Source organism: Amycolatopsis sp. NPDC051373, assembly GCF_040689465.1.
Classification (GTDB): domain Bacteria; phylum Actinomycetota; class Actinomycetes; order Mycobacteriales; family Pseudonocardiaceae; genus Amycolatopsis.
In genome coordinates, this window is the sequence record NZ_JBFBAE010000008.1 from 89,911 (window position 1) to 113,716 (window position 23,806).

General features: G+C 70.8%; 23 protein-coding genes and 1 pseudogene. 2 read left to right on the forward strand and 22 right to left on the reverse strand.

Annotated elements, in window-relative coordinates; translation table 11 throughout:
* Positions 1–16: 16 nt before the first annotated feature.
* Together AB0383_RS16525 and AB0383_RS16530 are read left to right on the forward strand one after the other, a co-directional pair.
* Positions 17–1,113: pseudogene (locus AB0383_RS16525) on the forward strand (replication-relaxation family protein).
* Positions 1,114–1,204: 91 nt separating this feature from the next.
* Positions 1,205–2,173: a C40 family peptidase gene (locus AB0383_RS16530; protein ID WP_366187712.1), complete on the forward strand. Its 969-nt coding sequence runs from the start codon at positions 1,205–1,207 to the stop codon at positions 2,171–2,173.
* Between the two features lie 300 nt (positions 2,174–2,473).
* Here AB0383_RS16530 and AB0383_RS16535 read toward each other — a convergent pair whose 3' ends face one another.
* The 22 genes from AB0383_RS16535 to AB0383_RS16640 form a co-directional block, all read right to left on the reverse strand.
* Positions 2,474–3,352 carry a hypothetical protein gene (locus tag AB0383_RS16535; protein ID WP_366187713.1) on the reverse strand — a complete coding sequence of 293 codons (879 nt, stop codon included), beginning with the start codon at positions 3,350–3,352 and terminating at the stop codon, positions 2,474–2,476.
* Positions 3,353–4,117: 765 nt separating this feature from the next.
* Entirely contained in the window at positions 4,118–4,630 is a 513-nt protein-coding gene (locus tag AB0383_RS16540; RefSeq protein WP_366187714.1) for an ATP-binding protein, read from the reverse strand.
* Between the two features lie 468 nt (positions 4,631–5,098).
* Positions 5,099–5,914 carry a hypothetical protein gene (locus AB0383_RS16545; protein ID WP_366187715.1) on the reverse strand — a complete coding sequence of 272 codons (816 nt, stop codon included), beginning with the start codon at positions 5,912–5,914 and terminating at the stop codon, positions 5,099–5,101.
* Positions 5,914–6,351 carry a hypothetical protein gene (locus AB0383_RS16550; RefSeq protein WP_366187716.1) on the reverse strand — a complete coding sequence of 146 codons (438 nt, stop codon included), beginning with the start codon at positions 6,349–6,351 and terminating at the stop codon, positions 5,914–5,916. The genes AB0383_RS16545 and AB0383_RS16550 overlap by 1 nt, the downstream gene beginning before the upstream one ends.
* A 40-nt stretch (positions 6,352–6,391) precedes the next feature.
* Entirely contained in the window at positions 6,392–7,207 is an 816-nt protein-coding gene (locus AB0383_RS16555) for a hypothetical protein (RefSeq protein WP_366187717.1), read from the reverse strand.
* A complete protein-coding gene (locus AB0383_RS16560; RefSeq protein ID WP_366187718.1) occupies positions 7,204–7,407 on the reverse strand; it encodes a hypothetical protein in 204 nt (67 codons plus the stop codon). The genes AB0383_RS16555 and AB0383_RS16560 overlap by 4 nt, the downstream gene beginning before the upstream one ends.
* A 301-nt stretch (positions 7,408–7,708) precedes the next feature.
* Positions 7,709–7,918: a hypothetical protein gene (locus tag AB0383_RS16565; protein WP_366187719.1), complete on the reverse strand. Its 210-nt coding sequence runs from the start codon at positions 7,916–7,918 to the stop codon at positions 7,709–7,711.
* 115 nt (positions 7,919–8,033) lie between these two features.
* Entirely contained in the window at positions 8,034–8,732 is a 699-nt protein-coding gene (locus tag AB0383_RS16570) for a hypothetical protein (RefSeq protein WP_366187720.1), read from the reverse strand.
* Positions 8,733–8,913: 181 nt separating this feature from the next.
* The gene (locus tag AB0383_RS16575) at positions 8,914–10,674 is read right to left on the reverse strand and encodes a VWA domain-containing protein (protein ID WP_366187721.1); all 1,761 of its coding nucleotides are present in this window, start codon (positions 10,672–10,674) and stop codon (positions 8,914–8,916) included.
* 47 nt (positions 10,675–10,721) lie between these two features.
* Positions 10,722–11,885: an AAA family ATPase gene (locus AB0383_RS16580; RefSeq protein WP_366187722.1), complete on the reverse strand. Its 1,164-nt coding sequence runs from the start codon at positions 11,883–11,885 to the stop codon at positions 10,722–10,724.
* Positions 11,886–12,854: 969 nt separating this feature from the next.
* A complete protein-coding gene (locus AB0383_RS16585; RefSeq protein WP_366187723.1) occupies positions 12,855–15,749 on the reverse strand; it encodes a BTAD domain-containing putative transcriptional regulator in 2,895 nt (964 codons plus the stop codon).
* 41 nt (positions 15,750–15,790) lie between these two features.
* Positions 15,791–16,180: a hypothetical protein gene (locus AB0383_RS16590; protein WP_366187724.1), complete on the reverse strand. Its 390-nt coding sequence runs from the start codon at positions 16,178–16,180 to the stop codon at positions 15,791–15,793.
* A 42-nt stretch (positions 16,181–16,222) separates the two neighbouring features.
* Positions 16,223–16,669, reverse strand: coding sequence for a pilus assembly protein TadG-related protein (locus AB0383_RS16595; RefSeq protein WP_366187725.1), 447 nt, complete (start codon positions 16,667–16,669; stop codon positions 16,223–16,225).
* A complete protein-coding gene (locus AB0383_RS16600; RefSeq protein WP_366187726.1) occupies positions 16,666–17,067 on the reverse strand; it encodes a TadE/TadG family type IV pilus assembly protein in 402 nt (133 codons plus the stop codon). Before AB0383_RS16600 ends, AB0383_RS16595 begins: the two co-directional genes overlap by 4 nt.
* A 59-nt stretch (positions 17,068–17,126) precedes the next feature.
* A complete protein-coding gene (locus AB0383_RS16605; RefSeq protein ID WP_366187727.1) occupies positions 17,127–18,086 on the reverse strand; it encodes a hypothetical protein in 960 nt (319 codons plus the stop codon).
* A gap of 51 nt (positions 18,087–18,137) precedes the next feature.
* Positions 18,138–18,548, reverse strand: a complete 411-nt coding sequence (locus tag AB0383_RS16610; RefSeq protein ID WP_366187728.1) for a TadE family protein — start codon at positions 18,546–18,548, stop codon at positions 18,138–18,140.
* A 17-nt stretch (positions 18,549–18,565) separates the two neighbouring features.
* Positions 18,566–18,760 carry a hypothetical protein gene (locus AB0383_RS16615; RefSeq protein ID WP_366187729.1) on the reverse strand — a complete coding sequence of 65 codons (195 nt, stop codon included), beginning with the start codon at positions 18,758–18,760 and terminating at the stop codon, positions 18,566–18,568.
* A gap of 142 nt (positions 18,761–18,902) precedes the next feature.
* Positions 18,903–19,790, reverse strand: a complete 888-nt coding sequence (locus tag AB0383_RS16620; RefSeq protein WP_366187730.1) for a type II secretion system F family protein — start codon at positions 19,788–19,790, stop codon at positions 18,903–18,905.
* Complete coding sequence (locus AB0383_RS16625; RefSeq protein WP_366187731.1) at positions 19,787–20,704, reverse strand: type II secretion system F family protein; 918 nt, start codon at positions 20,702–20,704, stop codon at positions 19,787–19,789. Before AB0383_RS16625 ends, AB0383_RS16620 begins: the two co-directional genes overlap by 4 nt.
* Positions 20,701–22,059, reverse strand: coding sequence for an ATPase, T2SS/T4P/T4SS family (locus AB0383_RS16630; RefSeq protein WP_366187732.1), 1,359 nt, complete (start codon positions 22,057–22,059; stop codon positions 20,701–20,703). The genes AB0383_RS16625 and AB0383_RS16630 overlap by 4 nt, the downstream gene beginning before the upstream one ends.
* Positions 22,056–23,000 (reverse strand): carbon monoxide dehydrogenase maturation protein, encoded by a 945-nt coding sequence (locus tag AB0383_RS16635; protein ID WP_366187733.1) that lies wholly within the window; start codon positions 22,998–23,000, stop codon positions 22,056–22,058. The genes AB0383_RS16630 and AB0383_RS16635 overlap by 4 nt, the downstream gene beginning before the upstream one ends.
* Complete coding sequence (locus AB0383_RS16640; protein ID WP_366187734.1) at positions 23,000–23,572, reverse strand: hypothetical protein; 573 nt, start codon at positions 23,570–23,572, stop codon at positions 23,000–23,002. Before AB0383_RS16640 ends, AB0383_RS16635 begins: the two co-directional genes overlap by 1 nt.
* Positions 23,573–23,806: the final 234 nt, after the last annotated feature.

The window sequence follows — 23,806 nt, forward strand, 5'->3', positions numbered from 1 at the left end:
CGCCGAGGAGCGTCCGTTGATCACGACCACCACCCGACAGCACAGCCTGCGCGGATCTCTGCCCGGCCGCCACACCGCCCGCGCGGCCAGCTCGGTCGAGCACCAGGCCATGCTCGCCTCGCGCCTGACCGCCCGCGACAAGTGGCTCCTGGCCCTGCTGCACGAGCACCGGGTCTTGACCACGGCCCAGATCCAGGACGCGGCCTTCCCCTCCGGACGTTCGGCGCGCCAGCGGCTGCGCGACCTCTACCTCTGGCGCGCGATCTCCCGGTTCCAGCCGTTTCAGCAGCTCGGCTCCGCCCCGATGCACTACGTCCTGGGCCCCGCCGGCGCCGCCGTCCTCGCCGCCGAACACGGTCTGGAGGTCAAGGAACTCGGCTACCGGCACGACCGCGCCATGAGCATCGCCCACAACCAGCGCCTCGCCCACACCGTCGGCGTGAACGACTTCTTCACCTCGCTGATCGCCCGCACCCGCTTCTCCCCCGCAGCCCAGGCGGAGGCAGTGGTGGTGTGGTGGTCAGAATCCCGCTGCGCCCGCCATTTCGGCGACCTCGTCATTCCCGACGGCTACGGCCGCTGGCGCCACCGCCGCGGCGGTGGCGCCGTCCGGGAGGTGGAGTGGTTCCTCGAGTTCGACACCGGCACCGAGTCCCTGGCCAAGGTCGGGCGCAAGCTCACCGCCTATGCCCGGCTGGCCGAATCGACCGGGATCGCGACGCCGGTGCTGGTGTGGCTGCCCAGCACCCGCCGCGAAGCCGGAGCCCGCACCGCGCTCGCACGCGTACACGCCGACCTCGGCGACCTCGGCGACCGGTGCCGGTGGCCACCGCCGCGGCCGATCTGCTCGACCCCATTGCGCCGCATCCGAGCCCGGCCGAGGCGGTGTGGCTGCCCCTGACCTCAGCACGAGCCTATCGCGCCGGCCCGCGCTACAACCTGGCCGACCTCGCAGGTGCCTGGCCTGGCCTGGCACCTCCGGCCGGCCCCGGCACCGAGGACGACGAGGGCCCGACCGGTGACGCCGCGGCGGCCTCGCCGTACCGGCTGCCACCACCCAGCCCGATCTCCCCGCTGGCCACTCCGAACCGAGTCACGCTCGACGAGCACTGACAGCGGGACTTCTCCTCCCCGCCCTGGCCTCGAGGGAGAACTCGCCCGACCGCTGCTACGCACTTACCGCGAAAGGAAAGCGAGGCAACCCATGGGACCCAAACTCGTGGCCGGCGTCGCCGCCCTGATCCTCGCCATCCCGCTGCTCATCGGCGCCGGAGTCGCCAGCCTCGTCAGCTCCCTATTCGGCAGCAGCAGCACGTCCAGCTCACTGACCTGCACGCCCGACGGCACACTACCGGGCTTCACCGCCGAACAGATGGGCAACGCCGCCACCATCGTCGCAGTCGGCAAGCAGATGGGCGTGCCCGAACAGGGCTGGGTAGTCGCCATCGCAGCTTCGATGCAGGAATCCCAGCTGCGCAACGTCTTCTACGGCGACCGTGACTCGCTCGGGCTGTTCCAGCAACGACCATCGATGGGATGGGGTACCCCGCAACAAGTCACCACACCGACCTACGCGGCAACGAAGTTCTTCGAACACCTCACGGCCACGCCGAACTGGCAGAAGATGAGCATCAACGACGCCGCGCAAACCGTGCAGGGATCGGGATTCCCGAACGCCTACGCCCAGCACGAAAGCAAGGCACGCGCCATCGTCGCCGCCGTGTCCGGAGCCCGCTGCCAACCCACGCCCGCGACGACCGGAACCGGTGACTGCACCACTATCCAGGCCGCCACCGCCGCAGCGACAACCGCAATCAACTACGCATGTGGACAATTGGGGCTGCCCTACGTATGGGGCGGCAACGGCCCGGCCGACGGGGACAGCGGATTCGACTGCTCAGGCCTGACCAAGGCCGCCTACGACGCCGCCGGGATCGCCCTTCCCCGTACCGCGCACACCCAGTACCAAACCGGGCCACGAGTACCCGATGGACAGGCCCTCCTCCCCGGGGACCTCGTCTACTACTACCCACCATCGAAGGTCTGGCACGTGGGACTCTACATAGGACACGGCAAAATGGTGAACGCACCCGACGTCGGCCAACCCGTGCGAATCGCCGACTATCGCTATCCCGGCGATGGCTACCTGGGTGCCACGCGCCCCGCACGCTGAACGCTGAACGCTGAACGCCGGGAACAAACCACCTCGTGCCCCCGGCCGCAGCTGACGACCAGGGACACCACGCGTGGTGGGTATGTTTCGGGTCGTGTGGGCGACGAGGGCGCGGACATCGCACGATCCCACTGTGGTTAGACGGTGCGACGCGGTCGCTGCCGCTCAAACGCGGTGCGGCGGGGGGATCCGCGCACTACGGGTTTTCGACCAGGGGCACCGGTGTCATGAGAATCCGCGCGCAGGACCGGATACCCACGAGGGTGAGCGGCGGCCTGTGCGCGGATAAGGGGACAGCAGTCAGGCCTTCGGTGCCGACTCGGCGGCGCCTTCAGCCGTTGCCGGGACGTCGGTCTTGTCCGGGTTGATGGCGAACCGCTTCGGCGCCTCGCACGTTTTGATCGCGTACCCGTCGGCGACGAGCTTCTCCAGCGCGTTGTTGACCGCACCGCCCGAACGGCTGAGCACCTTGCCGATCTTGGCGGGCCCGAAACTCTCGCTCGCGTGGGCGGTCAGGTACTCCTCCACCAGGGCCCGCAGCCCGCCCTTGGGCAGTCGGTCCTTGTCCGTGCTGGCGTTGTCCGCGACCGCAGGCAGTTCTGCCGCAGACGGCTCAGCCTCGGCCGCACTGCTCGCCGGATCCCCCTGCGCGGCGTCGGGGCTGGTGGCGCTGTTCTCGGCCTGGGTTTCTACGGACGGGGCGGCCCCGTCGTCAGCGGGGGCGGGGGCGTCGGTTTCCGAGTTGTCATGGGCTTCCGAGTCGGCGGTGGCCTCCTGCGAAGACGTGGTGTCCTCGGTGGCCGACTCGTCGACGTCGGCCTCCTCCGTCGCATCCAGGTCCCCCGTCGTGGTGTCGGTGGAGTCGCTGGCGTCATCGGTCGGTGCATCGGCGCTGGGCGTCGCGTCCGTGTGCGGCTGCGCGTCCTCGGCATCGGGTGCGGCAGCGTCATGGTCCGGCGTGGCAAGAGCCCAGGTATCGGGCTTGCGCGGACCCTCACCTGCGGTCCGGATCGCGGTGCCCTCACTCTCCCAGCGGGCCAGGAACTTCGAAGCGGTCGAGCGGCCAACCCCGGCCGCCATCGCCAAGGCGGCGGGCGTGGACCGGGGATTGTCAGCCAGCGCCGCCCGGACCTTGTCCTCCGTGGTCGGCGCGTTCTGCTGCCTGGGGTCATCGGACACGGCGTGCAGGTGGCGGCCGCCGTCAGTGGTGGCGGCGCGGGCGTGGCGGTTCTTACCGGACATGACGAACTCCAGGTGTTGGTACGAAACGGAATAGGTTGGGATGGTCGCCCCGGCCGGGGCGCTGGCTCGCCGGTGCGCATCCGGTTGGTCGGGCTACACGTCTATGGACGCTTCGTCATCGCCTCCATGTCAAGCGATTCGTCAAACAAGACACGTGTCTCGTGTGGACACACTGTCCGGGCGGGTTCGACAATGCAGCCATTTTGGCGAAAACGTATACGCGGATTGACATCCGGGCGCCCACGGAGCGTCGATGGGCCCGTAATAGCGCGAACCCCGCACCGTTTCCGAGAAGGACGCGTCTGCCATGGCCGACGACTTTGCCAAGCGCCCGCGCCGCCGCCGGCGAGCTTCCCTCTCTCGCCCCCGAAGAAGTTTCTGGTGGCGATGCCCTACAAGCCTGCCTGCCCCGGCATCATCCCCGACGGCGAAACACCGCCAGGGATCATCGACACTCTCGAGAAGTTCTCCCGATCTTGGCGGGATGGATTACGGCGGCGATGTCGGACTCCGTCGCCGCCGATCAGTGGCCCAGCAGATCGGCGTCCACCTGCAATCGTTCTACGGCGACGCCCAGATCCGACACCGATGGGGACTTCTCGGACGGGGAGCCGCGAGGCGGAGGCGGAGGCGGGTGCCTTCTCGCGGCGAAGGTTGAGCGTTATCGCCGAAGGTTGGTGACCGATTGGTGGGCCGTCCGGGTTAGCTGTCGGCGCACGAGGGCCATGTGTCTACCGCCCACTCCGGCCAGCTCGGCCAGCCCGCCGGTGGGGTGGGAATCTCGCCGCCGTCGAGTTCGGCGGCATCAGGCACCTGGAACTGCTCCCGCCAGGCATCCAGGTCGGCCTCGCTCATCGGGAACGTCTGATGCGGTGTTGTTTCCTGGCGGTGCGCGATGCGGGCGAGCTGGACGTCCTTGTCCACGGGCAGGTAGACCACCTGGCATGATGCCCCGACCGACCGGGCCAGCCAGCGCAGTGCCGACCGTTCGTCGCGGCTCCAGAGCCCGAAGTCGAGTACGACGCTGGTCCCCAGCCGCAGCGCCTGTAGGGCGACCGAGATGAGCCGCCCTTCGAGCACCCAGCGCTTGCCGTCGGCCATCGAATCGCCGAACAGCGGGATCATCCAGTGATCTGGGGTCAGCCGCAGTGCCCGGTGGGTTGCGGCGAGCTCTTTGGCGCGGGTGGTTTTCCCAGCCCCGGGGAGCCCGACCATCAGGAGCAGGGTGGCGGCACGCGGGTGCTGCGTAGTGCTGGGTCCGGCTGCATGCGGGCGCTGTGAATCGAAACGCTGCGACTGAGACATGACTTCCCTGATCAGGCAGGATGACCCGACGTCACAGGAATACGAGTGACTGCCGGCAGGACACTGATCCGGCGGTACGTCCTGGCACTGCCCCCGCGTGGCGGCAGTGCAATGGGCCACGGTTACAAGGAACCGCGGTACCGCCGCTAAGCGGCGGTTGTAGTCATGGGAGCGCAGCAGCACATGTCTTGATCATAGCGGACAGTCGAACCTGCGGGGACGGATATCTGTCGGTCATCGCCGTGCCTCGCAGGTGTGCAGCCGCTCGCTCATCTCGGCAGTGGACAAGTGGGAGCGACCGACCGGGGGTAGGCCGCCGCATCGGCGCACGCTGGTCGACGAAGCGGGGCCCGGTCACGCTGGACTCCCCGACCGCGCTTAGCCACCGCCCTCCGGCACTGTCGCGGGCAGGTGCACCTCACCCTCGGATTTCTCCGAGACCACCTCAAAGGTCCACTCGTCACCGTCGAGCCGGTAGTTCCCGTCCGCGTCGGGGACGATCCGCCGAGGCAGGTATCCGTCGAGGGCGCGGCGGTGCTGGTGGACGTGGACCAGCGTGTCGCCGTCGAAGTACACCAGCGGATATTCGTCGGGGAACTTGTCGTGGTTCGTCGCGCACCACACTGCCACTGCCTCGGCGATCTCCGGCCGGAACACCGGCACCCACGGTGCTGCGGAGTGGGTATCGAGCCGCGCGGGAAATCCGCTCACAGGCCGGTTGCCGGGGTCGCAGGTCACCACGGTTTCGCCTGGGCGCGGATAGTGGCGCTCGGCGTCGCGCAGCACCTCAAGCTGGTGGTAGAAGCGGTCACGGGTGCGAGTCGGGCCGGACAGGAACCAGCGGCCCAGCTCTCCGAGCGGATAGCGGCCGTCGTCGCCGAGCGCGATCTCGTGACGCTGGTGGGTGGCCTGCCCGGTGAAGACCACCAACAGGTCGCCTTCGAAGCGGGCCAGCGGGTACCAGTCCGGGTCGACCGGGTACACCACGTTGAGCCACTCGCATACCGCCTCGGCGACCTCCCGCCGCAGCCGGGGCCGCACCCACAGACCGTGGTGGCGGGCGGGTTCGACGGCGGCGGGGAAGCTGCGCTGGTGCGGCTCGGCCCGGGCGGCGGGAACGAACTCGATCCAGTACTCGCCGGCGGCGAGGTCGGTGCCCGCGGACGAGTGCGGGGCGTTGCTGAGCAGGGTCATCACTGCTCTCCTTCGACAGTGGTGTTCTGGTCGGGCGTGTTCTGGTGGTCGGGGTGGGTCCAGCGGCGCGCGACGGGATCCCAGGTGGCCGTCATGACGAGGCGATTGAAGTCGGGCAGGCCGGGCCCGTACAGCCAGCCGAACTCCAGGCATTCGGCTTCTCCGGGCCACCGCCCGGTCCACACGTCCTGCGGGCAGCGACAGGGCTCGTCGTGGCCGAGTCGCTGCAATCCGGTGGCCAGGCAGCGGGCGACGTCACAGCCCTCGACGTGGTACTGCCCAATCGCGACCTCGCAGTCCGGGCAGGACTTCTGCACGGGCGTGGCGTCCGTGTCGGTGGGGTGTGTGGCGGCGCGGTGGTCGGCGGCGCTGCGCGGCTCCGCTGTCGCTACTTCGTCAGCGGCAGCCGGGGCGGCGGGTGCGGTGTTCGGCGACATGGTGTTCTCTCCTTACGGTTGTGGGCTGAAAGGTCGGGGTTCAGTAGGCGGTGAGCACCGCGCGTGCGCGGGGGTTGGCCAGCACCGGGTGGGTCGTGTGGCGCTCGTTGTCGGCGATGAGCACGCGCACGCCGAAGCGGGGCGGACCACCAGAGGGGTCCGCCCATCCGTAGAGGGTGGGCAGCATCGACAGGGCGTGCGCGGCCGTCTCGGTGGCGGGGTCGCCGTCGCGATACCCGAACACCTCGACCTCCAGCTCCACCGCCGCGTCGTCGGCGGTGACGGCGTACCGCAGATGCGGTGGCAGGTTGGCCCGTAGCTTGTCGACGTCGCCGTGAGTGCCGGGTCCCGGTGGTTCGGTGAGGTCGGCCAGGATCCGCAGTCCCAGCTGGGGCAGGTCGTGGCGGTGGGTCGCGCCGAGCAGCGGACCGTAGCGGCGGGCGGTGGTGTCGGCGGCATCGATCCCGGTATAGCCGCAGGTGGCGCGCCCGTGCGGGAACACCAGTGGAAGTTCACCCGGTCCGGGCGGGACGTAGTCACCCGCGCGCAGCGACCAGCGATCACCCCGCAGCGCAGACCACACCGCGCCTGTGTCGAAGGCGTGGACGTAGTCGGTGCCGTGGCTGGTGGGCCAGAGCCACGGCCACTCACTGCCCGCGTGGGTGACCTCGCCGGCCTCGTCGACCTCTGCCTCGCGCAGGAAGAAGTCGACCAGGGCCCTGAACCCGCCCTCCGACCGTGCCCGCGCGATCTCGTCGAGGCCGCCGCTGGCGCGGCTGCCGAGGTGGACCGAGCCGAGCCACTCGGCGTCGCGGCCGCGCCCGAGGTAGAAATCGTGGGTTGTCGTGCCGCTCATCGGGCCTCACCACCGAAGGCGGGCATATCGGCGGGCTTCTCGCGCATCAGCGGCATCGGCACCGACGGTGGCGCGGCCGGGTCACGCAGCCACGCGTAGAGGTCGGGCGGGCCGAGCGGGTCGTCCTCGCCCTCGGGCAGCCACGGATCGCGCGGGTCGATGCGCTGCCATCGGACCCCTCCGCCCACGGTGGCGAACACCGCAAGCTCATCTGGGTCAAAGGCGATGATCCAGCTGCTGCTGTGGGGGCTGTACCACGGCCATGGCCAGCCCCCTCGGGCCGGAACCCCCGGCCGAGGCCTTCGTCCTCCCACGCATCGAGGGCGTCGACCACCGCCGCGCGGAAGGTGTTCTCGTCGGTCGCGGTCAACGCCAGCAGCACGGGCGGGACGGCGAGAAAGTTGTCCGGGTAGCACTCTCCCTGCAGGGAGCCGATCCAGTCGGCGTGCTCACCGCGTCCGAGGTAGAAATCGGTGAAGCTCGACATGATCTGCGGTCTCCTTATCGTGTTGGCGCCGAGAAACCCCAGCTATGTGCCGCCGGGGCCCAGGCATAGGGATCGGGGTACGGCGGCTCGTGGAGGCGGGCGGTGTCCCGGTCGCGCTCGGTGGCGCGGCCGAGGATGTAGGCCAGCACGATCACCGGGGTCCACGGTCCCGGCAACATGACGGCCAGAACCATCCACAGGAGTCGCTTTTTCCTGTCACGCATGGGTTTGTCGCTCCTTGCCACGGTGCGGTGGTGGCTGGTCATTCGAACGTGGGAACGGCGCCCAAGGCCCCGACGACGTCGGCCACGGTGGCAGGCAGGTCGGTAGTTGTGTTCATCAGTGGCCCTCCTTCGCGGGGATGCCCTCCCGCGCGGGTGGCTTCGCGGTGTCGTCGATCGGTGCGCTGAGGGCGCGGCCGAGAGCGGGCGCTCGGCCGATCGCCTCGTCGACCGGCATGGTCAACACGATGGTCATTTCGTCGCGGGACGGCGGACAGGTGATGCGCGGCAGATAGGTCACGCGCACGAGCTGGCCCTCGCTTCCGAGCGCCGCCGTGAGGTCGCGTCGCAGCTGTACGGCGACCTCCTCGCAAGCGGCGCGTTTTTGCTCGCGCTCGCGTTCGGCGGCCACGGCGCGCGCGAGGCCCTGGTCGAGTTGCGGGACGAGTTGCTCGTGGATGTAGGTCGCGACCTCGGCGGGTGCGGCACCGACGGCGAAGCCGGGGTGGAAGCCTTCTTCGAACTCGTGTGTTGGCCACCGGAACGCGCCGTGAAACCGTGGCGGTACGTCCGGTACCAGGTAATACCCCCACGCGCGCTCATCCCACGGGTGTAGGCCGATGCGTATTCCGCTGCTCAGGCACAGCAGATCGGCGACCTCCCATTCGTCGCGGCCACGGCCGACGGTCCAGTTGCCCGGTAACGCGGCGGCGATGTGGATCGCGACGAGGGCGACCCGGTCGTTCTTCGTGATGCGCGGCGGTGGCGTGCTCGGGGCGGTGGTGTGGGCGGCCTCGGGGGTCGCGATCGTGGCCATGATCGGGTTCTCCGTTCTCAGGAATCGGGGGGCTTACTGGTCCGTCGGCGAGGGCAGTCGGGGTGGTGGCCGGGGCCGTCGTGAAATTCCATGGGGGCGGCGCGGATGCCGTGGTGATCGGCCTCGGAGTCGTGTGGCTGTGGTCGCCGGGGCGGGTTTGGCCCGCCCCCGGGCGGTGGGTTCAGCGGGTGGCGCGCAGGGCGGCGGTGGCGGCCTGTCCGATGGCGCGGGCGGTGTTGGTCGGGTCGGTGAGGGTGTGCGCGGTGGCGCCGTCCATGGGGGCGGTGCCGTCCTGGTCGGGCGCGAGCCACAACACCGCGCAACCGCTGGCACGCAACCGGTCGAGCATCTTCTGGCCCCGTTTCCGGTATTCGTCCTCGAAATGGCCGTCGGAGATGATGACCAGCAGGCGCGCGGCGGTCGGGCGGGACAGGTCTAGGGCGCCTTCCAGGGCGCTGATCGCGGTGTCGATGACGTGCCCGCCCCGACGGGTGCCGAATTCCGTGACGTGGGCCGGGGTCGTGCCGGGGCGGGTGATCGGCGTGACCTTGCCCGCGCCGAAAAGCACGGTGGCGGTGGTGGCGGGCACGGCAGTGTGGCAGGCGGCGTGGGCGAGTATCCACGCCGCCGAGGCCACGGGATCGGTGAAGGCGCTCATCGAGTCGGTGACGTCGCAGATGATGCCGAGCCGCAAGGGCGGCGCGGGTACGGCGCTGCGGGTGGTGCGGGTGAACGGTTCGGCGGTCGGGATCGCGCCCGCCGCCCGTTGGGCGTCGGCGGCCATCGCGCCGCGCATCCGCAACCGCCCCGGGGGAACCGTCGAGCGGGTCTTGGTGGCGGTGCGGTCGCGGTGTCCGGCGGTACTCAGCGCGCGGGCGAGCTGTCGCGCGGCGGTTTGCTCGGGTGTGCTCGGCGCCCGGGTTCCCCGGATGTGGCGGGCCTTCGTGGCGCGTCCCGTCCCGACACCACCGAACACCGTGGTGGCGTCGTCCTGTGCCTGCTGGCGCGCCGCCTCATCGGCAGCCCGGGCGTCGATCGCCAGCGTGACGGGGTCGGTGGGGGCGGGCTCGGCCGCGACCGCGCTACCGATCGCGGCGACGGCGCTGGTGATCGCGCTCGCCAGCGGCGACGGGATGCCGTTCCCGGTCCCGGCGGCGGTAGTGGCGCTGGGGTCGGGGGTGTCGGGCGGCTGGTTCGGGTCGGTGCCGATCGCTTCACACCAGCGGCGGCCGAGTTCGATCATGGCCGTGGCGTTGTCGTCGGCGGTGCGGTGTGCGGTGCGCCAGATTGTGCGGAGTTTCACGAGGGTGTCGGTGCCGAGGACGTCGCGCACAACCCGCTGGACGCGGGCGACTTCGCGGCGGTTGAGGATGCCTCCGTCCACGCGGGCCAGCAGGAGAGCGGCACTGCGGGCGGCGTCCTGCGGGGTCATTTGCGGCGCGGTTGCTGGGTCGCTCGCTTTGGTATCGGCGAGGATGAGTTGGGTGGCACTGGCGCGCAGCCAGTACCGGTCACCCGGGCGGCGCCGGACTTGTGCCGCTTCCATGCGGGTTTCTTCCAGCAGGTCCGCCGCCGCGACCGCTCCCGGGGGCGCGCCGTCGGGGGCACGCCACGCGGAATGCTTGGCGTGGCCGCATTCGTGGGTTAGCAGCCCCCATGCGGTGCGGTAGCGGCGGCGGTCGCCAACCCGGTGAGGTTCGACGGTCGCGGGGTCGACACCCGTGTCCACATGGGATCCGTCGACTTCGATGCGGCCGAAGTCAGGGAAGAAACAGGCGGGGGAACCGTGTCCTGCACCGGGGGCGACGATCACCGCGAGGTCGTCACGGTCGGCGATCGCGGGGACCTGCGCACCGAACGCGGAGGACAGGGCCAGCCACGCGGGCGCAGTGGGGAAAATCGCGGTAGGTGTGGCGGCGGGTGCGGCTACATGGAACGTCATGATGAGTGTCCTTTCCGGACAGGGCGGCACGGGTGCGGCGGTCGGGGTTAGAACTGTGACCCGAGGGAGAGGGGCGCAACGTTCGCACCGAACACGTTCCGCACAACCTCGGCGACCACGTCCCGGTCCTCCTCGGGTGCGATACCGACCAGGTTTCCGGCGGCGGCAGTGGTGCCCAGCACGGCGGCGATGCGGTTGAACGCGATCAGCTCCCGCAGTTGCGGCGCCCACCCGATCTCGCCCTTTTCCTGCCGTAGGGCCAGGTTCTTTGCCGCGCGCACGGCTTTCGGGTCGATCTTGAGCTGGGCGGCAAGGTCGTAGTCGGTGGACACGTGAATCTGCGCGGCGAACCGTGACGAGAGCGCGTCGGTCAACACCGCGCCGTGCACCCCGGGGTTGTGTCCGGCCACGACATAGAACCCGGGCGCGGCGTCCACTACCTCGTTTTTGTGGCTCTTGATAAGGATCTGGCGGCGTCCGTCCATCGCGGGGTACACCACCGCGAGCACGGTCGGCGGGATGAGAGTGGCGTCGTCGATGAACAGCGCGCGCCCGTCACGCATCGCGGTCACCAGCGGGCCGTAGGCGAACTCGTAGCGCCCGTCCGGGGTTTGCGCGTAGGAACCCACGAAGTCGTCGGTCACGGTGTCGCTGTCGCCCTGAATGGTCACCAGGTCGTCGAACGCAGCCTCCACCACCGAGGTTTTCCCGGTACCGGGCGGCCCGTACATGAGCGCGGACACGTTCGCGTCCCGCAACCGCCGTAGCGCGGTCACATCGGACAGCCCGGACAGCTTGCGCGGGTGGTACATCTGCCCGTTCGGGCGACGTACAGGATCTTTGACCACCCCGGGCGGGGCGGGTGCCGGGGCCGGGCTGAGCGGGGCGGGCGCGGCGGCGGTGGTGCGCGGGTTGACCGTGGCGGCTTTGGCGGCGTCGGCGGTTTTGTCGGTCGCGCGGTAGGTGACCGGGTTGGTGCCGACCCTTTCGGCTTCCCCGCGCATTTCCAACGTCGCCAAAGCGTTGCCGACCGCGCCGGATGACTTCCCGCCGAGGTTGTTCGCGATGGTGCCGGGGGTGAGCGTGGCGGTGGGGTCATGGGCGAGCTGTTCGGCCACCATGCGGCGAAGTTCGCCGTTGCGCAGTCGATGGGCCGCGCCCGGGGCGGCGGGCGTGTTGCCCGTGGCCGGAGTCGTGGCTGGCGTGGTCATGGTGTCGGGTCCTTCCGCGTGGTGTCGGCGAAGCGCACAACAGTCCCTATTCGCGAATTGCGGTTTTCCGAGTTCCTGGGGTAATGGTTCACACCCCGGGCGGAAGCTTGTTGTGGTTTCCGGTTTCCCGGTGACACAACAAACGTAACTCGACCCCGGGTGCCGTGCAATGGTTTTCCGGGGTCAATTTCAGGGAATTTTGCCATTTTGACGCAACCGACTACATTTTCGCGGACTTGTTTGTGCAGGTCAGGAAGTCGTGGATCGTCCTGGAATGGGAGCGCCGGCCACGGAAGAAGCTGCACATAGATGCAGTTTTATTTAATAGATTGAATAGGGAAAGGGAAACGGGAGGCTGAGTGAAGTGCAGCGGTGAGCAGTGGAGAAACGATGATGAACCCGCGCGACAACGCCGCCGGGCCTGATGTGTTTACCTGCTTGGTGTCAAGCGAGTCTGGGACACCGGTGGATCCCCATGGAGGGGGTGTGAGCTGCGAGAACGGCTCACGAGGGGGATCCATTTTAGTCGGATACCGGAAGACGAGGCTGATAGGCCGGGTCGTCGGTCCCACGGCTGGCTATCACGCTCCGCGTCGTCCTGGACTGCAGCGGTGGCACCGGGTGACCGCGCCGGTGCGTGCGGCCCGGCACTCGGGGCGTTATCCGTGCGCGAGAAGTACGGGTCGTCACGGTGGCGCCGGATTGTCTCTTCGGGGAGCGGACGTCGCCGACAGCACTCGACGCGGAACAGTGCCGGGCTTTTCGGAGAATACGAGTGTGCGCCCACGAAGTTCTTTTTCTTCAGCCTCGCCAGTTGTACTGCCACGGTCAACGCTAGCATCGGCGCGGGCGGCATCACGGCGAGAAATCGAGGTTTTCGCTGTTCTGCGCAATTGCCTTTGCCGCTCGTGACTCGCACCTCGATTCCCGCCGTGGCGAGGGATGCTGGACACTTGACGGAGCGTTCATTCATGGTGCCGTGGATCGAGAGAAGTCCTCGACCGGTATCCCGGTGTCGCGGGCACGCAACCGCTGGGCAAGGTCGACGGTGTCCGCGGTGGGAACGGCGTCGATTTCCGCCAGGCGAGTCTGCAAGAGGCTCAGGGTTCGGGAGATGGTGTCGTGCCGGCCGAGCGTGTGCTGCAGGCGCATGATGTCGCGGTAGAGCAACTCGTTGTGCGGATCGAACGCCCGCGCGGTCTCGAGCAGATCCAGGGTGTAGTCGGGGTCGGTCGTGACGTGGGCGCGGGCGAGAGCGGCCACGGCGTCGAGCGCGTCGCGGCGGGTCGCCTCCCGGGCGGCGACGAGCCAGTCGGAATCCAGTCCGTCGGCCAGGGCGCCGCCGTAGTGCGCCACGATTGCCTCGTAGGCGTCGGCGCGCCGCTCGGACGTGCCGGCCGTGCGACGGCGGGTCACCGCGTCGGCGAAGCCCCAGTAGTCCACCTCCACGACGGCCGGATCGAGCCGGTACTGGCTGTGCTCGGCTAGGACCAGCTGGCCGACGGCGCCGTGGGTGGCGGCGTCGAGGGTGCGGCGGATGCGGGACAGCACGGTGCGCAGCACGCTGGCGGGATTGCGGGGCGGCTCGTCGGGCCAGAGGGCGTCGACGATCGCGTCCCGGGATACCCCGCCGGGATGCACGGCGAGAAACACCAGCAGTTCGACCGGTCGGCTGCTCAGCTCGCCGGACAGGTCGCGCGGCTCGGTCTGCGGGTGTTCGGGGCCGGGTCGCCAGTGCAGGGCCGGGGCGCCGAACACTGCCAGCGTCAGCGGCGGGGGTGTCCCCGCGTCCGTGCCGGCCGCTCGCGGGCGCGGCTTGTCGCCGGGTTCGCCGTCCTTGCCCGGGGACGGCTCCGGCGCGGGTGTCCCTGCGGTGATTTCCAGGCGTTGCGGGCCGACTCCGGTGTTCTGGGCTCGGGCCGGGTCGGCCGCGTCCGATGGTGTCGCGGCTCGGTGGGGAGCGGGTGCGTCGCTGGGCGGGTCGTCCTCGGCGGTCCTGCTGTCGGTGCTGTCGTGGGGTGCGGTGGTGCGCAGGAAGGCCAGCAGGTCGCGGGTCGCGGCCTCGGGCAAGGTGAAGGCGCGGGTGCCGCGCAGCGGTTCGCCGGGGCCGGGATCGGTGGCGGAGATGATGCCGGAGGCGGTGACGTAGGCGGTCACGCCGGGGCGCCACTGGCCCAGCAGCACGGCGGTGATTCCGGCGGTGCCGCCGTTGTCGAGCAGTTGCTGCAGGCGCGCTTGGCGGCTCGGCTCGCGCGGCGGTGTCGCGATCAGCATGCGGGGCTGGTGTGGCTCGGCGGGGTCGGTGTCGAGCCGGGTCAGAGCCGCGTCGAGGTCGGTCGTGACGGTGATGACCCGGGGCAGGCTCGCGGCGGGTGTCGGCAGGCCGGTCACGCGAATAAGGTCGGCAGCGGGGAGCAGAACCTTCGGCGCAGCGTCCCCGCCGGGCGCCGGGGCGGTGAGGAGGGTGAGCAGCAGGGCGCGCGCCGCGGCGTAGGCGCCGGGCCCGACGAGCCCGAGCCCGTGCACGTGGGCCAGGTCGAGCGCGATCTGCGTTCCTCCCCCGAACCCTGCGGCCGCGGTCTCGTCGCTCGCGCCGGGTGCGAGGGCGAGGTCGACCGCCGAGAGCGGGCTCGTCGGGCTGGTTCCTGCGCTCGCGCCGACGACCCGTCGAGCTCCGGTCGTCAGCACCTGCACGGCACCGCTCCCCTGGCCTCCGACGGGTTCTGATGCGGCAACGGACTCCCTGTTGGCGCCGTGCGGCTCTGCCGGGAGAGTTGCGTCCGAGGCAAAATCAGGGTCGCCGTCGGGTTCCGCGGGGTGGGTGACCGCGAGGTCGTCGTCGCGCTGGGCGCGCAGGTGGGCCTGGCGCAGCTGGTAGACGATCGGGGCGGCCAGGAGGTCGTCGCCGCGGTGACCGCTGCCGGGCTGGTAGCGCGCGTGGCGGCGCCGGCGGGCGAGCATCAGCAGCGCACTCACCGCGGTCGCCAGCCCGAGCCCGATGAACACCTCGCCCTCACCCCAGGTCACCGCTCCCCCGCTGTGCTCGGTGCGCACGATCTCCGGGACCGGCGCGGCCGACACAGGCGGTGCCACGGCCCGCGGGGATGGTCCCGTCTCCGGGTTCGGGAGGGTCGGCGCGAGGTGGTGCGGAGCGGCGGGTTGGGCAGGAGCGACCGGGGTGGGGGTCGGCTCGGCGGCGGGCAGGCGAAGCAGGTCGCCCGGGTGAAGCAGGTTCGGGTTGCTCAGAATTCGCCCATCGGGTTGCGTGCTGCCGCGATTGAGCGCCCAGAGCTCCGGCCATCGGTCGCCGTCACCGAGGCAGCGCTGCGCGATGCGCCACAGTGAGTCGTGGACCCCATTGCGCGGCTCGCGGACGCGTTCGACACCAGGGTCTACGGGTTGCGCCGGCGGTGTCGCTTCGGTGTCTGTGGCGGTAGCGCGGCCGTCCGCCGCCGTCGCCATGGACGTGGTGTGGCTCTGAAGATGCCCGGGCGAGGGTGTGCTGGCCGGTGCCGCGGTGGCCGTGCGGCCGAGCAGCGCGATCAGCAGGGTGCCGACCAGCGCGGCAGCGACGCGGCGCACGGGCCCGCTGTCCTGCGGCCAGCGCGCGCCACGCACCACGTCCAGCGCGCACGCGGCGACGTCGAGGACGAACACCGTCCACAGCAGCCAAGCGACGCAGGCGAGCGTGTTGAGCAGGAAGGTGCTCGACATCGGCGTCAGCAGCAGTGCTTCGAGCTCATCGAGGCTCGGCACGTGGTCGGGCAACGGCCACCCGACGCCGTAGATCAGCGCGAACGGGAGCCCCGCCAGCAGCGCCACGAGCAACGCGGCAGCGAACAGGCCGCGCACCGTCCAGCTCAAGAGCCGGAGGGTGCGGGCGACACGGTGACCAGGAGCGGCCATCAGCTTGGTGCCGCGCCCGCGGCAGCAGGTTCCGGCGTGGATCGCGGCGGCTGTGCAGCGGCTGCCGCGGGAGACAGGCCGTTGTTCTTCGGGCTGCTGGTGCGCTTGCGTTTACCCGCGCGGACGGGCTTGGCGGCCTGGTCGCGCCAACACGCGAGGTCAGGGGCGGGAATGTCGGTGACCTGGGCCAGCTCGGGCACATCGATGACGTCCTCGGCCGCGGTCAGAGCGGCGCCGAGCTCTCCTTCGAGCTGGGCGAGCTGGCCGGCGAGTTCACTGTGCCTACGGGCCAGCTCGCCGATTGTGGTGGCCGCCTCGGCCCGGCGCGCACTGCGCGCGGAATCCTTCTCCTTGAGGCGACGGGCGATCTCCTGTTCGGAGGTGACCATGCCCGTTCTCCCTTCCTGCTCGTGGATTGCTCGTGGTGGTGGTCAGGGTTCGATCGTGGTGACGCCGCGTTGGGGGTGGGCGGCGCCGTGGCCGTGTGTGCGGATGTCGCGCACGCCGATCAGCGACATCAGCTGGGTTCGGTAGGTGGTGGTGATCTCGACGGTCACGGTGTCGTCGCCGACCTCGATGGTGCCGGTGGCGCCGACGCTGGCGAGGTAGGTCTGGGCGAGCTGGTGCGCGCGGGCGGGGTCGAGACGGAGCTGGCCGGTGGTGCGGTAGGTGCTGAGGTCGAGGGCTTGGGCGCCGGCGCGGGCAGCGGACTCGGCTTGCCCGCCGGCACGGACTTTGCTGGCCAGCGCGAGGCCGCCGTCCAGGCTCAGGCCGGCCAGCGCGAGCAGCGCGACGAGCAGGACGACCACGAGGACGGTCACCTGGCCGCGTTCGGCGCGCCACCAGCAACCCCATTCGCCCTCGGGTCGGCGGGTCATGGGGTGGCTCCGGTGGGTTGGGCGCGGTAGGTGTCGACGACTTCGCTGGCCCTGGAGGCGAGGGTCCGGGTGGTGGGGACGCCAAGGAGCGCGGCTTGGCCGAAGTCGACGCGGCAGCGCACGGTGACCGTGACGGTGGTGGCGGGGGCGAGGTTGCCGGTCAGGGTCATGGTGACTCCGCGGCACACGATCCCGGCCTGGGCGAGTGCACTGTTGGCGGTGTCGCCCGCCGCGGTGGTGGCGGCCGCGATCGTGCGTTGCAAGGTGGCAGCGCGGGCGGCCTGGTGGGCGGCGTCGTCCAGCCGCAGCCGCGCGTCAACCCCGCGGTGAACCACCACGGCGACGAACACCAGCAGCATCACCAGGAACGGGGCCACGATCACCGTCTCGACGGTCACCGACCCCCGCTCATCGGCCCACCATCGCCGCAGCCACCCGACGGCAGGAGCCAGGCGGGTCACGGTGATCCCCCGTCGTCGCCCGCACGCCCGGTGCGGTTCCAGGTGGCGCGCCGGGAGGTGACGCCACCGGTGTGTGGCCAGGTGGAGCGCGGCCGCTCCCACGGAAAGGTCCCGGCGCCGGTGACGTCGCGAGCGGCCGTGATGTAGGCGAACACACTCTGCGGGAGTCCTTCGGCGGCCTCGGCCAGCTGATGCAGGAGGTGGCTTCCGGGAAGCTCAGCCAAAGCCCGGCCGGTGCGCGTGGTCAGCTCGGTGGACCGGGCTTTGGCCTCCCACGCGCGGGTTAGCACCAGGCAGCCGTGCAGGTGATGGGCGACCTGGTCCAGGGCGTGATCGATGACGGCGACGGCCTCGCGGGCCGCAGCGGCGAGCGCGCCGGTGTCGGTGTCGGACTCGGCCGTGAGTTCGGCCGCGACGTTGCGGGCAGCGCGGGTACGGTCCAGGCAGGCCAGGGTCTGCCACACGAGCTGGTGCACCTCGGCGCAGAGCTGCGGGTCGAGCCAGGCGCGCGCTGGGCTGCGGTGCAGCTCGTCCACGCCGGCGATCAGATTCCGGACGAGCAGGTGGTTGTCGGGGCCGAGGTCGGTGAAGTCCCGGCTGCGGAAGAAGAATTCGCCGCGGACGCGGTCGAGCCGGCATGGCCGGGCCAGCGGGTGGCGGTGGTCGGTGGGCATGCGCAGGAGCCTGCCGATCCCGACGGCCAGGACGATCCCTGCGCCCACAGCGGTGATCACGCTCAGGTTCGCAATGACGCCGCTCCATCCCGGCGGCACCTGGATCACCTCCGGCGCGACAGCTCCGGCAAGTCCGATAAGGAGGGTCTGCGGCAGCAACAAGGCGCGCAGGCGTTCACGGTGCCATCGGCGACGCGGTGTCTGCGGGTTGAGCAGCAGCGTGTCGGGCCCATCGTGGAAGGTCCCGGTGCGCACCGGCGTGGCGGTGATTCGTGTGGTCATGGCATCTTCCGTTCGCGTGCCGCGCCGGTTGTGTGGCTGCGGCGTGAGGAGTCAGTGGGCTCCCGGGATATCGGGAACGAAGCGCTCGACCGCGCCGGCGGCTTCGGCGTGAACAGGCAGGTGCAGGCCGGGCACCACCGCGGCGGCCTCGCCCTGGACGGCGACCGACACGGCCGTCGGTCCGCGGGACACGGTCAGCTGCGGGTTCTGCAGCGGCCCGTGGGCGAGGTCATCGAGCAGTTGTTGCCCGGCCGCGCGCCCGGCGCCGGCGGTGCCGTCCTGGGTGCGTGCCGCGGCGAGGGCTTGGGTGGTAGCGGCCTGGGCGACGTGGGTGGCGTGGGACCACAGCGCGAACTGGATGATCGCCATCAGGGCCAGGAACAGCAGCGGGATGACGACGACCAGCTCGGCGGTGACCTCGCCTCGGTCCCCCCGCAGCGCGCGCTCGAGGCGTGCGGTCATCGTGGGAGGTGAGGGGGTCAGCTGCCGAGGTCGATCGAGTTCGCCTTCGCGGTCAGCTTGGCCACGATGATCGCGACGATGGCGATCGCGGCGAGGGCCAGCAACGCGGTGACGATGACGGTGGTGGTGATCTCCCCGCGCTCCGGCTCGGCCCGCAACACCGTGATGCGTGCGCAGAGGACTGTCCAGAGGGTGTGCATGTGGTTCCACATCAAACTTCCTTCGTTGTCGAGATGTGCAATGCCTTTTGTGTCAACAGGACGGCGCGGTCGCATGTCGGGATAGCCGCCACAACACCTCCATCCTTCGGTTCCGGTCGAGCAAAGCTTCAGAATTCGTGAACTGGCGGGAGTTCTAAAATCCATTGAGGACTTGGAGTACTGCCGGGTAGGCGATGAAGGTCAAGAAGCCGAGGAACAGCAGGGCTACCGGCAAGGCCATGCGTTCGGTGGCGGCTTGGGCCTCGGCTTCGGCGTCGGTGAGCTGGTGGGTGCGCAGGGCCTGCGCTTTCGCGGCGAGTGAGAGGCGGATACGGGCGCCTTCGGTGCCGGCCAGCGAGAGCGAGGCGGCGAGCTCGGCCAGCTCGGTGATGTCGAGTTCTTCGCCGAGCCGGCGCAGCGCGGCCCAGGGGGTGGTGCGGGTGAGCTGGGCAGCATGCAGGGCCTGGCGGATCTTGTGGAACGCGGGTCCGTGGCCGACGGTGGCGGCGTCGATCAGCGCGGCTTCGACACCGGCGCCGCCGGCGAGGGTGATCCACACCAGGTCGAGGAACGCCGAGAGCGCAGCTCGAAAGTCCCGCCGCCGCCGAGCCGCCTTCGCTCGGACATCGAGGTCGGGCAGGAGGAAGCCCAGTGCGGCGAAGATGACCCCCGCAAGCAGCGACACCTCGGTTCCCAGCGCCGACCCGAACGCGACGAGCAGGGCGTGGAGCAACCACGGCGCCAGCAGCCCGGAAAGGGCGAGCAAGACTTTGGCGGCCAGGTGGGTGTCGGCGCCGCGGCCGAGAACCTGCAGATCGGTCTCGATCGCGGCACCGGGCAGCCCCAGCGCGCGCAACACCGGCACGACCGGCCGACCCCACCGCCGGACCCACGCGTCGCGGGTGGTCGTGATCGGCGCCGCGGGAGGTGGTGCGAGCTGAGCGAGGCGCTCGCCGAGCGCGGGACGGGGTGGCCGGACCCAGGTCAGCAGCAACCAGAGGCCACCACCCGTCCCGGCGCCGAGCAGGAGCGCGGGAATCATCGGCGCTCACCTCCGTCGTGCGCCGCTGCGGCCACGTCAGGTTCCACGGGTGTTTCGAGGGTGAGGGGGCGGGTCTGCCCGGTGCTGGTGGCGATGCGGGTGAGCCAGGCGAACCCGGCGGTGAACACGGCGCCGATGAGCAGGAGGGCGAGCTGGCCACCGGTGGTGTTGTAGACGTCGAGGTAGGCGCGGTCGAACACCACGACCCCGCCAGCGAAGACCAGCGTGGTGGCGACCACCACGCGGACCGAAGTGCGGATGCGGGCGCGCCCGGACTCGACCCGCATCCACGTCGCCGCCTGCTCCCGCGCGGTGGCCGCGAGCGAGCCGAGCAGATCGGTGAGCTGGCGGGCCTGCCGCTCGGCCGCGAGCACCAGGGCGGCGAGGACGAGATCGGCCATCGGATGGTCCAGCTCCCCGGCCAACTGCCGCAGCGCCGGCGCCAAACGCTGCCCGCTGGACAACCTGGCGGCGAGGCTGGCGATCTCGAGTCGGATCGCGGGCGGGGCGAGACGGGCGGTCTCGAGGATGGCTTGCTCGAGCCCGGCGGCGGCGGAAAGGACGTCGCGCAGCATCTCCGTCCACCCGGCGATCGCCTCGATCCGCGCCATCCGACGCGCGTGCGCACGATCGGGACCGACGAGCTGGGGCAGGAACCACACGGCCGCCGCGGCCAGCACCACGCCAACCACCCAGCCGGTCACGGCTGCGGCCACGATCCCGGCGGCCAGCGCCACGGCCAGGCGCAGCAGCACCCGTCGATCCCGCAACCGGCCTGCGAGCACCTGGACGCGGCCGGCCTTGACGCTCGTAGCAGTGCTACGACGTGGGGCGGAGAGGATGAGCAGCACGCCGCCGGCGGCGCCGGCACCGAAACTGGCGGCGATGATGATGGTGGTGGTGGTGGTCGTCATGGCGTCCACCACCCCTCGGGCTGGGTGAGCAGGTCGGGGTCGAAGCCGGCGGCCGTGAGGTCATCGAGCGTGTCGGCGCGCAGCGCGCCCGCCACGGGCACGGCGCGGCGATCGGGACCGCGGCGGTAGATCTCGTTGGAGATCACCACCGGGCCGTCGGCGTCGACGACCTCCCGGATCGAGGCGATCACGCGGGTGGTTCGGTCGGCGGCGCGATCCAGGTGGACGACGAAGTGCACCGCGCTCGCCACCAGCAGCGCGGTCGCCTCCAGCGACAGCCGTTCCCGGCCCTGGGCGGCGTAGGAGGCCAGGCGGGTGAAGGCGATCTTCGAGCTGGACGCGTGCAGCGTGGCCATGGAGCCGTCGTTGCCCTGGGACATCGCGTTGCACATCGGGATGACCTCGGGCCCGCGGATCTCGCCGACGATCACGCGATCCGGGCTCATGCGCAGGCCCCAGCGGACCAGCTCGGCCTGATCGATCGCCCCCTCGCCCTCCACGTTGGGTTCGCGGGCCTGCAGCGCGGTGACGTCGGCGTGCAACCGTGGATCGCGGTCGAGGCCGAGTTCGAAGGCGTCCTCGATCGTGACGATCCGCTCCATCGGGTCCACCTCCGATGTCAGCGCGCGCAGCAGCGTCGTCTTGCCGGCCCCTGTGCCGCCGGTGATCAGCACGTTCTTCCGCGCCTGCACCAGCGCGCGCAAGAACCGTTCCAACCCGGCGTCGAGCGTGCCGCGGCGGCGTAGCTGCGCGAGGGTGGCGGTCAGGTAGCCGTGTCGGCGGATCGTGCACGCCGTCACCCCGTCGGCGGTCAGCCCGAGCACCGCGAAGAGCCGCTCCCCACCCGGCAGCTGCAGGTTCAAGGCGGGTGCGCCGCGGTCGAAGCGCCGTTCCTCCGACGACGCGCGGGCAGCGAGAGTGCGAATCAGCTCGGTGAGTTCCTCGTTGGACGCCGCTACCGGCGCGGCCTGCGTGCGGCGGCCGTCGTTGTGCTGGAGGAAAACCCGGTCGAACCGGTTGACCGCGATCGTCTCCACGCTCGGGTCCGCGAGCAGGGGTTGCAGGCCGCCGAGGCCGAACACCTCGTCCAGCACCTGCTCGACCAGCCGCTGTTCGGCGGCGGAATCCGCCAGCGCGTGTCCGGCCAGGAGCTCGTCGTGGCTATGCGCGCCGATCGCCGCATCCAGTACCTGCCGTCCGATCTCACGCCGGCGCGCCAGGCTCAGCGGCTCGCCTACGGATGCGGCGTCCACTCGCGCCGGGAGATCGGCGTTCAGCGCGGAGCGCAGCCGGTTACGCAGCTGCCGTTCGGCTGCGCTCACGCCCGTCGTGGCCGGGGTGTTGGTCGGGGTCATGCCGGGCCCCTCCTCACGAGCCGGAGCTGAGGGCCGTTCCCGGTGGGGCCGGCGGGGTGTGGTGGCGGGGTAGGTGCCGGGCGCAGCTGCTGATGCGGCGGCCGCGGGAGCCGGACGACGTCGCCGCCCGCTAGCCGGACTTGCTGGTCCGGCACCCCCGGCACGCTCGTGAGCCCACCGCCCGGGAAAGGCATCGCCGGGGTCGGCGGAGCGGCCGGCGACGGCGTGGCCCGGGTGGCGAGCGCGCGGGCAAGTACTGCGGCCTGCCGGTCCAGCGCGCCGGCGCCGCGTCGGAGCCGCGATGGTCCACTCAGGATGGTTGCTGCGGCCGGGTCGTGCGGAATCCGTCCGATCGCGGGCACGCCGAGGTCGCGCTCGACATCAACGGTCGGGTACCCCTCACCCACGAGCACCAGACCGGGACGCGGTGTCCAGCGCGCCAGCTCACCCAACCGGGCAGCGGCATGCGCGAGGTCCTCGGCGCCGACCCGGGTCAGCAGGAGCAACACGTCGGCGCCGCGCGCGAGCGCTTCCGCCGGAGAACCGGGATCGACGCGGCCGCAGTCGGCCAGCACCACGGCCCACGGATCACGCGCGACACCGCGCAGGATCGCCCCGCCGGACGCCATGGCCAGGGTGTGCATGGCCGCGCGGGCGTGCACGCCACCGGGGGGTGCCACCAGCATCCGCGCGCCACCCGGAAGCGGATACGTGTGCTCCCACACGACCGCAGGGTCGGCAGTGCGGCGCGCGACCGCGGCCAAGCTCACCAGCCCGGGGGTGGCCGGCACCCCGCACCGCGCAGCCAGGTCACCGCCGGAGGGGTCGACCTCGACGACCAGCCGACGAGTCGACTCCGCGTTCGGCCAGTGCCGTGCCAGCGCGACCGCCAACGTGGTCACTCCGGGCGAGCCCTTCACCGAACACAACGCCACCAGCATCAGCGCCCACCACCCGCAGGCTGCAACACCAGCGCCACGCGTCCCGCCGGCACCTGCGCCAGCTCCGTCGCGCCGACGGTGTCGAGCTCGAGCGACACGACCGTCGTCTGATCGCTGCCTGCTTCGCTGACGCCGACAACTGTTCCCGGCCACGAAGTGCCCGCCGCTGCGTCTTCCCCCGTGGTCGATGGCGCTGTCGTCGCGCTCTGGGTGACGATCACGGCGACGGTTGCGCCAGCGGCGAGCTCCGGCGGGTACTGGCCCGATGTCATCCCGACCGCGACCACCGCTCGCCCCGCCGCCGGGGTTACGGCCGCCCCGACCGCGTCCGGGGTGAGTAACGCGCCCGCGCCGAGGCTGGTCGCCATCGCCCGCCCGACCATCATCCGGGCCTGATCCGCCGGCACAACTACCAGGCCCGGCCCCACTGACACCTCGACGCTGCGCAGGTCAACCGGGGCCAGCACGTGCCCGAGCGACACCGGATGCGCCGTGGCCAGCACGGCAACACGGTTCTCGCTGGCCGTGGTCCACCACACCGCGCCGCCGACGCACAGCACGACCAGCAGCACCCCCGCGACTAGATGCGGTAGCCGGCGCCGGCGCCGCGGCACCGCCGCGGCGCGCGACCCCGAGGCGTCCAGCCAGGACAACGCGCGCGGCCCATCCGGAGACGTCCGGCTCCTCGCCGGCGTGTCGGTACTCGTCATGACAGCCCCCTCCAGGCATAGATCACCCGCACCACGAATTCGTCAGAAGACGCAGTCCAGAAAAAAGAACGCTGATTCAGTTCAGGAACAAAGCGT